The sequence below is a fragment of the Facklamia miroungae genome (assembly GCF_012396555.1).
Taxonomy (GTDB): Bacteria; Bacillota; Bacilli; order Lactobacillales; family Aerococcaceae; genus Facklamia; species Facklamia miroungae.
Window position 1 is genome coordinate 110537 of the sequence record NZ_JAAXPS010000005.1, and the last position, 11658, is coordinate 122194.

General features: G+C 34.8%; 9 protein-coding genes and 1 pseudogene. 5 read left to right on the top strand and 5 right to left on the bottom strand.

Annotated features, from left to right (window positions below; all coding sequences use genetic code 11):
- Positions 1-67: 67 nt before the first annotated feature.
- Together HF969_RS06670 and HF969_RS06675 are read left to right on the top strand one after the other, a co-directional pair.
- Positions 68-250: an NUDIX hydrolase gene (locus HF969_RS06670; protein WP_090290000.1), complete on the top strand. Its 183-nt coding sequence runs from the start codon at positions 68-70 to the stop codon at positions 248-250.
- A gap of 120 nt (positions 251-370) precedes the next feature.
- Positions 371-1942: an ATP-binding cassette domain-containing protein gene (locus tag HF969_RS06675; protein WP_090290001.1), complete on the top strand. Its 1572-nt coding sequence runs from the start codon at positions 371-373 to the stop codon at positions 1940-1942.
- 231 nt (positions 1943-2173) lie between these two features.
- Here HF969_RS06675 and HF969_RS06680 read toward each other — a convergent pair whose 3' ends face one another.
- Positions 2174-3175 (bottom strand): YhdH/YhfP family quinone oxidoreductase, encoded by a 1002-nt coding sequence (locus HF969_RS06680; protein ID WP_090290002.1) that lies wholly within the window; start codon positions 3173-3175, stop codon positions 2174-2176.
- A 290-nt stretch (positions 3176-3465) separates the two neighbouring features.
- On the opposite strand from HF969_RS06680, the gene HF969_RS06685 reads away from it, so the two are divergent.
- A complete protein-coding gene (locus tag HF969_RS06685) occupies positions 3466-4005 on the top strand; it encodes a ClbS/DfsB family four-helix bundle protein (RefSeq protein ID WP_090290003.1) in 540 nt (179 codons plus the stop codon).
- 308 nt (positions 4006-4313) lie between these two features.
- Here HF969_RS06685 and HF969_RS06690 read toward each other — a convergent pair whose 3' ends face one another.
- From HF969_RS06690 to HF969_RS06700, 3 genes are all read right to left on the bottom strand, one after another.
- Positions 4314-5216 carry a DUF7916 family protein gene (locus HF969_RS06690; RefSeq protein ID WP_090290004.1) on the bottom strand — a complete coding sequence of 301 codons (903 nt, stop codon included), beginning with the start codon at positions 5214-5216 and terminating at the stop codon, positions 4314-4316.
- 285 nt (positions 5217-5501) lie between these two features.
- A complete protein-coding gene (locus tag HF969_RS06695) occupies positions 5502-6893 on the bottom strand; it encodes an alanine/glycine:cation symporter family protein (RefSeq protein ID WP_090290005.1) in 1392 nt (463 codons plus the stop codon).
- Between the two features lie 225 nt (positions 6894-7118).
- Positions 7119-8636 carry a DUF5067 domain-containing protein gene (locus tag HF969_RS06700; RefSeq protein ID WP_090290006.1) on the bottom strand — a complete coding sequence of 506 codons (1518 nt, stop codon included), beginning with the start codon at positions 8634-8636 and terminating at the stop codon, positions 7119-7121.
- Between the two features lie 222 nt (positions 8637-8858).
- Between HF969_RS06700 and HF969_RS06705 the strand changes: the two genes are divergently transcribed.
- Positions 8859-10286 carry a hypothetical protein gene (locus tag HF969_RS06705; RefSeq protein ID WP_168427177.1) on the top strand — a complete coding sequence of 476 codons (1428 nt, stop codon included), beginning with the start codon at positions 8859-8861 and terminating at the stop codon, positions 10284-10286.
- 206 nt (positions 10287-10492) lie between these two features.
- Here the strand turns inward: HF969_RS06705 and HF969_RS06710 are convergent.
- A pseudogene (locus HF969_RS06710) lies at positions 10493-10666 on the bottom strand (DUF7916 family protein); the annotation flags it as partial.
- Positions 10667-11108: 442 nt separating this feature from the next.
- On the opposite strand from HF969_RS06710, the gene HF969_RS06715 reads away from it, so the two are divergent.
- Positions 11109-11658: hypothetical protein (locus HF969_RS06715; RefSeq protein ID WP_168427178.1), on the top strand; the 550-nt coding region annotated here is incomplete at its 3' end.

The following is an 11658-nucleotide window of genomic DNA, read 5'->3' on the forward strand; positions in this document are numbered from 1 at the left end:
GTTTAGTAAAGACCGCTTTAAATATTAGAACGTCTTGTGTAAAGTTGTTTCGTATGGTGAGAAAAGTTTGACGAAAGTAGAATTAGAAAATTTTTATCTATCGACATTAAAATTATCTTATTTGGATGCGGTAAAAGAGTATGAAAAATGTATACATACTAAATTAGGTAAGCTTATTGCCAATAGAGAGTTGCCAATTTTGCATCAAGCTAAGAAAATTCTTGATACTATGCTCCACTCATTAGTTTGAGATCTGTTCGATAGTTTAATTACTAAAAAAGACTGGATTAAACGTGTCGTTTTGGTTATTTTTAATACACGGAGCTGATTGAGAGTTTATAAAAAACTTGTTAGATACATGGAGGGGCTTATGAAAATACTGAAATATATTAAAACGAATGTGCTCGTCTATTTTTTAATAGGGATGTTTCTTAATAGTGGATTAATGCTTATAAAGCCGTTAATACTTGAGCGTTTGTTGAACATCCGTGAGGAGCAGTTGACTACAGACACGATATTTTCCTTTGTTTTATATGGTTTTTGTTTGCATTTAATTTTCTATAGCACTATGCTGCTCGCCAATTTTGTTAGTAATAATCTGCAACGTCATTTACAATTACGATTAAAAAACAAACTTATGAAAAAATTATTTTTAAAAGAATCGATTACGCACGATGAAAAAGTTTCAATTTTAACACAGGATATGGAATTATTGTACGATCGTTTTCTTCTGCCTATAGATATTATTATTGGAAAAGCATTTATTCTATGTACGACCATCGCGTTTATTTTGTGGCAAAACTTTTGGGTAGGTCTACTTTTTGTTACCTTCTCTTTTCTTCGTCCCTTGCCTCAAGTTTTAATGAATAATCGTTTGATTAATAGTGGAGCTGATTTTTCAAGAAAGCAAAAGGATTTCCATCGATCTGTAGGAGATTTATTTAGAGGAGCAGACACTTTTTATTTCTACGGTGCTAGCGAAGAAAAACTATCCTCGCTTAAAAAAGTCAATGCCAATTATGAGGATGCTCGCTGGAAAAATGAATGGACAAGTAATATTACTTATTTCTTTAATGGTCCTTTAGTATTTTTTAGTCAGGTACTGCCTTTGGCTCTTGGTTTATTCTTACAAAAACAAGGAGTGGAATTGACAACTGCTAGCTTAATAGCTATGTATATCGCTACTATGAATCTCAGTGGACCTTTACAAACCATGATGTATAGTTTTTCTGATATTCAACGTTCAAGTGATATTAGAAACAAAATATTTTCCTTACTTGAAACGCCTGGTCTTGAATACTCCTATATTACTGCTGACTCTGTTTCTGAAATGGTTTTGGAAAAGGTATCGAAACAGACTGGTGAGCGAGTGCTCTTTCAGAACCTGTCATTAAAATTGTCTATGCCATGTAAAGTTTTGATAAAGGGAGCCAGTGGATCAGGGAAATCTACGCTACTTAGGATCATAGCAGGAAAAATAAGTCCTGATACTGGCCGTGTTTTTATTCGCAATAATAAAGGCGAAGAATTTCTTCAATTCCAAGGGAATGTAGCCTATATTTCACAACATCCATTTTTCAGTCATGGTTCGATTCGGGAGAATTTAACTATGGGGCAGAATATTTCGGACAGTAAATTGCTATACTATTTAGATCAGGTTGGTTTAACTAAAGAAATTCCAGCTATTTTGGATTATCATTTGGAAAACAACGGTGAAAATATTTCAGGTGGGCAACGACTCCGATTGGAACTGGTGCGTTGTTTGCTTCGAAAGAAAGATATAGTACTGGCGGATGAGATAACGGCTGCATTAGATCAAAAAAATGCACAAGTTGTTCGTCAAATTCTTTTAAACTTGCCTATTATTTTAGTGGAAGTTGCCCATCATATAGATTCTGAAACAAATTACGACCAGACTATCGATTTAGAAGAGTATAGATGATTGTTAAATTTTACTTTTTAGTGCCTATTAATTTTTTTAATTTATTAATAATGTGGAATGTCATTTAAATAAAAAAAGAGAGTTTAGTAATTATTCACTTAGTATACTAAACTCTTTTTTGCTTTAAATATAGTTACTAAAGGCACCTGAAACTTAGACATGTTTAGGTGTTTCTAATTATATTAGTAATATAATATCGGACTGTACTTTCTTTTTAAATACTCCATTATTCTACATACTCAGATTAAGAATGGTTCTTCCTGTATGTTTACCTTCGAGCATTAAATTTATTTTCTCATCTAAATCTTCTAAAGAGACTTCTTCAACATTATCCGTTAGATGATCTATTTTCCAATCATTTGCTAGATAATCCCATAACTTCCTTCGAGTATCTAGGTCACATTGAACCGAATCAATCCCCAATAATGAGACTCCTCTTAATATGAATGGATAGATAGATGTTGAAAGGTCGCCTGATATCACATTCCCACAGCATGTCACACTACCACCATATTTAACTGATTTAATCGCTGTCGATAAAAGGTTTCCACCGACGGTATCGATTACACCCGCCCACTGTCCTTTTAATAGAGCCTTTCCAGACTGATCATCTAATTCTGGTCTATCTATAATCTCTTTGGCTCCAAGATTTAATAACATTTCTTTTTTTTCTAATTTTCCAGTAGCAGCCGTGACACGATAGTTTAATTTGCTTAAAATTGAAATTGCAGTACTTCCAACGCCGCCGGTAGCCCCTGTGACTAATATTTTTCCATCCTCTGGTTTCACGCCTGATTGGATTAATCTATATACCGAAAGAGCAGCGGTAAAGCCTGCAGTCCCATAGATCATACTTTCTTTCAATGAGAGATTTTCAGGCAGCTTTACAATCCAGTCACTAGGGACTCTGATATATTGTTGAAAGCCTCCTGAAGTATTCATCCCCAAATCATAGCCTGTAACAATTACCTCTTCACCTACAGTAAACATATCATTTTCACTCGCTACTATGACACCAGCTGCATCTATTCCAGGAGTATGAGGGTATTCTCGCGTGACGCCTTTATTGCCAATCGATGAGAGGGCATCTTTATAATTCAGTGAAGAAAATTTTACATTTATAAGGACATCACCTTCCGGTAGATCCTGGATGATTTTGTCTTTTATCGCTCGTTTAAATTCTCTTTCTTTTGTTTCTGTAACCACCATCGCTTTAAACTTATCCGTATTCATTCTCAAACACTCCTTTAAAATATAGTTTTAAATAAGCTTATGCCTAAGTTAGAACGAGTTTGATTTTAAACGATCTTTGACCTTGTATATATAGGATAAAGTATCAATAAATAGAAGTAAATAATAAAGAATTTCATATGACGGATAATTTAGTGGTACACTTAACAAGCAAAACCAAGAAAAATGATAACCTTTATTGAAAATCAGCAACTGGTACAGAAATCAATTTGAGTAATAAGAATAGAATGTCAGAAGAAAAAAATGATATAGCGTAGAGTGGAGGAAATATTATGCCAAGACCAAAAACAAAAAATGATTTAATGGTTGTTGCTAACAAAAATTATGAAAAGTTAAATTTATTTATTTCAAAAATGACTGAGGAAGAGTTAAATACACCTTTCGATTTCTCAAAGGATGAAAAAAAGAAAGAAGCGCATTGGAAAAGAGATAAAAATTTAAGAGATATTCTGATCCACCTTTATGGATGGCACCAGCTTCTTATAAATTGGGTAGAAACAAATCAAAATGGCAAGGAGAAATCTTTTATTCCGTCTCCATACAATTGGAGAACGTATGGAGAGATGAATGTGGAGTTTTGGAAAAAACATCAAAACACTACTCTCGAAGATGCAACTGAAATGTTTCATAAATCGCATAAAGATGTTTTAGCGTTAGCTGAAACCTTTACAAATGAAGAATTATTTTCAAAAGGTGTCTATAAGTGGGTGGGAGGAAGTACACTTGGTTCGTATTTTGTAAGCGCCACTTCAAGCCATTATGAGTGGGCAACAAAAAAATTAAGAGCACATCAAAAAAACTGTAAAAAATAGGCTGATCGGAAAATGATGGAATGCTTTTGACCAGGGATAGGCATATTATCTTTAGAAGAAGCAAATTCAAATACAAAGAATATAGTCGACTGATTAAGAACGTCCTAATAAAAAATAAACCTTTTCATCACCAAGAGGATCAGTCATTTTGTTAGTGATTCAGCTAAAGTTTCAGAGTCACTTATTAAATTGAATAAAAAGGACTCTACACCATTTTTTGGTCTAGAGTCCTTTTATCTAAGCATAAAGTGAAAAAATCATTAATCTATCATTTCTTATCCAAGCTTCTTTTACCTTATATAGGATCTTTATCGGTTAATAGACCGGGCGATTCTTGAAATCGTATGTCTTCTCCCTCTAATCGCAACACTGAGGGCATAAATATTTTCAGGCAGAGACATGCCATGATAACCTGCATCACCAATATGCTGGATATCCACACCAGCAATTTTATTATCAATAGCCATTCGCTTGATCGTGTCTGAATCACTGGATTCTTGACTGGTCCCAATAGTAGACATCACTAAAGCCTCTTTGGAGTGGGCATAGTCTACCACTTTGTATAAATCATTGGGCCGAACGCCAGGGACTGAACCAATGGAGGGTACCAGCAAAACATCTGCTCCCGCTGAAATAATGGCTTCAGCCACCGCTTCAGTTAGTACAGGCTCGTTCACTCCAGCTCCATGCATTTTTCCCGCTATAATTAAGCCGTCAAAATGTTCTTTTGCCGTTTTTATACTGGATATAATCGCTTTATTTGTTACGCCCACCCCGGGATTACCTGTTAAGCAGATGAAATCGAGACCAAGTTCATTGGCTTTTTGGAAAGTTTCAACACTGGCTTGCCTTCCCATCGCAATTTTTCCTCTAGTTTCTAACATCGCTGCGGTTGTATCGACAGGTTCTAAATTAACGCCAATTAATTTGCCAGTATATTTTTTGAGACTTCTTACAAAATCTTTTTCTTCTTCTTTTGTCAGCCCCTTAATAACAGGCTTAAAAACATCTACACCATTTAGTAAAATCATGTCGGAACCAAAAGCGCAAGCCACTTCTGCACCTGTAATGTCTCCAATATAAGTGTCCTTTTGAGCAATGACTTCTGTTAAAACCACTCGACCTTCGCTCGCTTTAATGCTTTGTTTAATTTCTTGGGAGGTCATGTTCTTAATATCTGATGGGTTCGCACTGATTAATCTTTTATTCATAGTGACTCCTTTCGATGCTTGATACTAAACAAATAATAGAATACAAGATTTTTTTTAGCAAACGATTACCGTTTCGTTTCTAATGAAAAATAGTCAATAATGTGAGCTATAATGATACTTGATTGGCAAATTATACAGGTGGTTTCAATTTAAAAAAGAATATTATCTAAAAAACGTAAAATAAGAAAATACTTATTAAGAAGATTCTTAATTTAAAAGCCTCCAAAGTTAATTTAATAACGACTTTGGAGGCTTATTTACATTCATTTTTATCTTTAATAATTATTACATTTCCTCGCGATTGTATTCGTGACCGGCTTTGAAGCTGTCGAGGATATTCTTAACTTGTGGGGCAAGGAATATCAGTGCAATCATGTTCGGAAAGACCATCAAACCGTTAAAGAAGTCTGCCATGGTCCACACAAAATCAACTTTCTTGGTAAGGGAGGAACCTAGAATGAGAAACAGAATCACAATGATTCGATAAGGCAAAAGCCCCTTTTTACCAAAGAGGTAGCGAATGTTTGTTTCACCGAAGTAATACCAACCGATAATGGTGGTAAAGGCGAAGAAAGTTAAGCAGATAGCAAGAAAGACGGTTCCGTAGTTACCAAAAGCAGATGAGAAAGCTGCTTGGGTTACAAGGGGGCCAGCAAGCCCTCTTTCATGAGCGCCAGTAACGAGAATCACCATTGCAGTAGCAGTACAAACAATGAAGGTATCAATCACAACACCAACAATTGCTACAAGACCTTGTTCCGCTGGATGTTTAACGTTGGCAACAGCGTGGGCGTGAGGAGTTGATCCCATACCTGCTTCGTTTGAGAAAAGGCCTCTGGCTACTCCAAAGCGAATGGCTTGTTTGACTGTAACCCCAAGCGCGCCACCCAATACTGATGAGGGTTTAAAGGCTGCCACAAATATCGACTTGAAGGCAGGACCGACTTGATCTCCATAGACAAAAAGAACAACGATTACACCTATAATATACAATGCAGCCATAAATGGCACGACCATTTCTGCAAAGTTAGCAATACGTTTCATTCCACCCATGAAGACAAGTGCAGCAGCAATAGCGATCCCTATCCCTACGAAGATCGGATTGATACCAGTTGCTTCTTTAACAGCAGCTGAAATGGAATTGGATTGAACTAAATTACCAATAAAACCTAAGGCTATAATGATTGCTACGGAAAAGAAACCTGCTAGGAATTTGGCTAGGGGCTTATTCTTCAAGCCTTTACTAATATAGAAAGCAGGTCCTCCTACATAGTTTCCGTCTCGAACTTCACGGTACTTCTGAGCTAAAACAGCTTCACCAAAGATAGTACCCATACCAATCAAACCTGAAACCCACATCCAAAAAATAGCCCCTGGACCTCCAGCCATGATGGCGGTTGCAACCCCGGCGATATTACCAGTTCCTACTTGAGCGGCAACTGCAGTAGCAAGCGCTTGAAACGAGGACATAGTGCCCTCTTGATCTTTTTCTTTACCTCCAAAAACACCTCCAAAGGTTTCTTTAAAGGCTCTTCCAAAGAAACGAATTTGAGGGAAACCAAGATAGACAGTATAAAACACGCCAACGATCATTAGAATGATCCAAAGTACATTCGACCACATTAAATCGCTCGCTTTAGTGATTACATCAATAACAAACTTTAAAAATGAGTCCATAGCAATACCCCCTAATATAATTTTTATAATCAGATTTTAATCCCATATAAAATACAAGTCAACAAAAATTGAAAGCGGAATCAATTTTTGGCATTTGTGCTGAATTCGTATATAAAATATAGCATTTTGCCTAATATATTTATTATTATTTGAGAGAGGGGACTAAAAAAAAAAGAATCTCTCATTTTTAATGAGTTAGATTCTTTTAAAATATAAAGTTATAAATTAGTGGATAATTTGAAATGAATGTCCATCAGCGTCTTCAAAACGCTCCCAATTCGATTGGGATTGAAGGCTCATTAAGACCTCTTCATCAGTATTAAGAATTTCGATTTTATCTTCTTTAGTCACACGGTAGCTAATGTTTTCTAATTTTAAAGCAGTCACTTGAGGGTCAGGGATTTTTTCTTTTTGGATGATCGCTTCTTCTGATAAATCCAAGTCTTCTAGGCTATTAATTTCAAGATTGAGTTGATCAGCTAATTCTTGGCTAGGATTTAATAAATAGAGGGTATTGAAGTCAAACAGATAGCCTTGATTGTTATCATCAAAGAAAAGGGCACTTTGTTTTGGAAGTTTTAGCAAGTCTTCAATTTTCAGATCGAAATCGATAATTGTCTCATCTTGAAGAACTGACAAGGTTAACGGAGACTCACTATCTTTTAATTGATAGTATGCTGTAGCGATTATTTTATCGTTTGGATCAATTTCTTCACTTTTTATAAACATTTGATTGTCAGTGTCTAGCTGGTAGTCACTTGGCTCTAATTTCATGAGTGAATCTGCTTGAAATTGAGAGAATAAGACATGTTCATCCCAAGTGTGGGCGTAATCGATTACTTTTTGATCTGACGTATTTTCAAATTCATACTTGACAACGAGCATGGGTAATTTCTCGTCTTGATTACCAGCAGAGCTTGGTTCTAATAAGGAAACATATTTCACAGTATATTTGCCTGAGTCCGTTGTAAATGTATAGTTAAAAGGTAAGGTTTCTTTTTCTACATTTTCTTGCTCAACTTGTTGCTCTAAATGCTGTGTCAGTTTTTCATGATTAGGTGAAATGATACTTTCGTCACCCATTGAATCTGTTTCATTTGATGAAGTACTATTGAATAGTTCTGGATATAACTTTTTAAAATGAGCGTAAGGCATGGTAATGTCACCACCAGTTGGGAGCTTTATCAAATATTGAATAGCCGCTTCACGAACACTTCCTTTAGGAAGCTTTGCTAACATCTTATCCGTTACGCCGTAATAATGTAATGAATATAAATATTCATCATAAAATCCTTGATCAACCCTTTTCGCGGCTTCTTCATAGGTAAATGAAAGTCCGTTTTCTGAAGTTTCTGAAGAACTTTGAATTACAGTAGTTTGATCGTTCGAAAAAAGTGAAGGGTACAATTTTTTAAAGTGAGCGTAAGGCATGGAAATATCTCCACCAGTAGGTAGTTGAATTAAATATTGAATAGCCGCTTCACGAACACTTCCTTCAGGAAGTGTTGCAATCATTTCATCCGTCACCCCATAATAATGTAGAGAATATAAGTATTGATCGTAAAAGTCCTCATCAACTTTTTTAGCCGCTTCCTCATAAGTGTAACTTAATCCTTTAGTAGTTGTTTCAGTTTTTACCTGCTCTGATTCAGTCGCTTCCTGTGCAATAGTGTTGATTGGAAAAGTACTTGTGGCAATAGACATAACCGCGATGGTTGACAATAATATTCTTTTTGTAGACATGTTGTAGCTCCTTTTAGGTTAAATTTAATCATATAAATTTTATCACAATTCAATTAATTTTTAAATATTTTTCAATCTATAAAAAACACCTACAATTTTATTAAAAGACTTTCTGTTTAAAGCATTTTTAAGTATACTGGAATTAGTAGTTATTTTAAGTAAGATAGTTACCTATTGAGTGGTTATTTTCACTATTGTCAAAAAATTATTGGAGTGATGTCATTGAAAAAAGCTATTAGCAGTCTTTTGGTAAGTACTCTTGTTTTAGCGCTAGCTGTCTCAAGTCTTTCAGGTGATAAGATTTTAGCAGAAGAAGATACGACAACTACGATTGAAGTCGAAAATAAAGCAGAGGAAATTGATTCTTTTGTTGGCGTTTGGAGAAATGATAAGGACGATAAAATTTCTTTAACACCTCAAAACCTAGTTATCGATGGTGAAGTCCATGAAATTAAGCAAATTGCAGTTAATGAAAGTGAAGAAGAAAAGGTGGCTTCTTTTGATTTTGAAAATTTTGATAGCCAAGAAATGACTTATCATTCAGCTGAGGATAAACTGAATTTCTTATCAAGCGATTATCAACGAGAAATGAATCCCAATATCGTCAATTATGTGAAGGACCAATTGAGCACTTTAGAGCCAGTTAATTTGGAACAATTGTTGGAAGTAGATGAGAATTACTTAATGGCAGCTTATTATCAAGCTCAAGTAGACTTTGATGAGGAAAAAGATCAAATCCATGCCATTTATCTCGCTTTATCTCAAGATTATGCTGAATTAGAACTTTTGACAGAAGAAGACTATGAAGATTATTTAGTTTTAGCAGAAGATTTAGAGGATACGACTTATACGTTTGCAGAATTGAACAAAGCCCTTCCGCGAACTATTTTAGAAAACTACCGTCAATTAAAAGAAGATGAAGAAAAAGATGAAACGATGGTTAAAGATCAACTCAAAAAGATGATTGATGAAGCCATTAAAGCCTATGAGGAACGAAAAGCTGAGTCATCAGAAGTTTATTTAGAAGATTATGAATGGCCAGAAAAAGAAGAAGTAACCACTGCTAATAATACAGCAGCTAATAATACAGCAGCTGATAAGACCCAGGATGATCCTCATTTGCTCAAAGAGTCCGAATATGAAGTTCGTGATGATCAGTTTAGTCAAGAGGAAGCTTATACTATTTTAGTAAAAGCGACGACTGGATTATCTGTTGATTATAATACTGGCTATGAACGTGCTGGGGGATTTGCTTTTCTTGCTGTCGATGGAGTCACTTACATAGTGATGCCAGATGGTGAAATCGGTACCAGTGAAGGCGATGTTTTCAATCGTAATGAGGAAACACGTTTAGCAAGAGTAAAAGAAGCCTCACCAACTGTTCCGGATTATATGCCGGATTGGTTTGATCGTTATCCGGATAATGCAGTCATTAAACCTTTTGATCCCGATATTGCTTATAATTATTTATTGGGTAAAGAGGACTTCCCAGCCGATGCTTATATGTTTGACTTCGAGTTCAATGATGATGGTTCTTATACTTTGACCATTGCATCAAGAGATAAGATCGTTGATCAAAATATATCGGAAAAAGAGGCTATCATCGATGTATTTGTTGTATATGCCGATGGGACATATTATAAAAAATAGAGATTTAAAAAAATATAAATGTATGTAAATGAATTAATGAATAGAAGGAGCAGTTGACTATAAAGTTATCTTCTCTTTTTATCTCTTTAGCAATAGTAAAGGACTAGCAGTATCTATGGATAAAAAAGAATATTTAGCAGGGACTTTCTCTTGGACAATGAATATATATACATAATCAGATGTTTTTAAAACTACATATTTTTCAAGCCGAAAATAAATGCCACTTCAGCTCCCGTAACATCTGCTATATAGGTGTCTTTTTGAGCAATGACTTCTGTTAAAACCACTCGACCTTCGCTCGCTTTAATGCTTTGTTTTATTTCTTGAGCAGTCATCGTTTTGATATCTGATGCGTTCGTACTGATTAATCTCTTTTTCATAATAGGTCCTTTCTAAACTTGACGATGAATAAATTTTAAAATACTCGCTATTATTTAGCAAACCATTACACACTAATTGCACTAAAAATTATAATTCAAAATGAGCCAGCTATAAGTTTTATAGCTCCACAGCTTGGAAAATGAAAATATGGAAGGTTCAGACCCTATATTATTAAATCTTCAATTTATTAAAATATTTGATAAAATAGATAGATATCTTAAAATAGGACAAAAAGAACAGGAATAGAACGATATTCTTGGAAATAGTTTTAATTATGAATTTATTTTGAATTATATGAGATCAATTATTTAGAAAGTTTAATTTCAATTTTAATCTTTAAAGTTTTTGATATAATAATTGTAACATGATTTACATTATTATTAATAAGCATTTCGTATTTATGTCACCTTTTGAAAGCTTAACTTATAGGAGGATATTTGAATGAAAAAAGTAATGAGTAGTTTGCTTGTTGGGGCGATCGCTTTATCTGTGTATGCTTCAAAAACTTCAGTAGAAAATGTTGCAGCGAATGAGAATACAACAACGACAAGTGAAGTTCTGAATGAAGAGGAGACTCTTAACCCATTCATTGGGGTTTGGACTAATGCAGAGGGGAATGAGATCGCACTGACAGCACAAAAAATGCTCGTTGATGGAAAGGTCCATAAAGTTGAGACCCTGGAAATGGATGACAGCGAAGCTATGAAAGTGGCTTCTATTGAGTTTGAAGACTCTGAAGAGTTGGAAAGTCAAGAGATGACCTATTCCTCAACAGCTGACCAATTAAGTTACATGGAAAGTGATTATGAGCGAGAAATGAATCCCAATATCGTTAATTATGTTAAAGATAAATTAAGTACTATGGAGCCAGTTAATTTGGAACAATTGTTGGAAGTAGATGAGAATTACTTAATGGCAGCTTATTATCAAGCTCAAGTAGACTTTGATGAGGAAAAAGATCAAATCCATGCCATTTATCTCGCTTTATCTC

What these genes read in the sequence shown, in the direction of transcription:
- HF969_RS06675 (WP_090290001.1), top strand. Translation starts at nt 371, where the DNA reads ATGAAAATACTGAAATATATTAAAACGAATGTGCTCGTCTATTTTTTA.
- HF969_RS06680 (WP_090290002.1), bottom strand. Translation starts at nt 3,175, where the DNA reads ATGAATACGGATAAGTTTAAAGCGATGGTGGTTACAGAAACAAAAGAA.
- HF969_RS06685 (WP_090290003.1), top strand. Translation starts at nt 3,466, where the DNA reads ATGCCAAGACCAAAAACAAAAAATGATTTAATGGTTGTTGCTAACAAA.
- HF969_RS06690 (WP_090290004.1), bottom strand. Translation starts at nt 5,216, where the DNA reads ATGAATAAAAGATTAATCAGTGCGAACCCATCAGATATTAAGAACATG.
- HF969_RS06695 (WP_090290005.1), bottom strand. Translation starts at nt 6,893, where the DNA reads ATGGACTCATTTTTAAAGTTTGTTATTGATGTAATCACTAAAGCGAGC.
- HF969_RS06700 (WP_090290006.1), bottom strand. Translation starts at nt 8,636, where the DNA reads ATGTCTACAAAAAGAATATTATTGTCAACCATCGCGGTTATGTCTATT.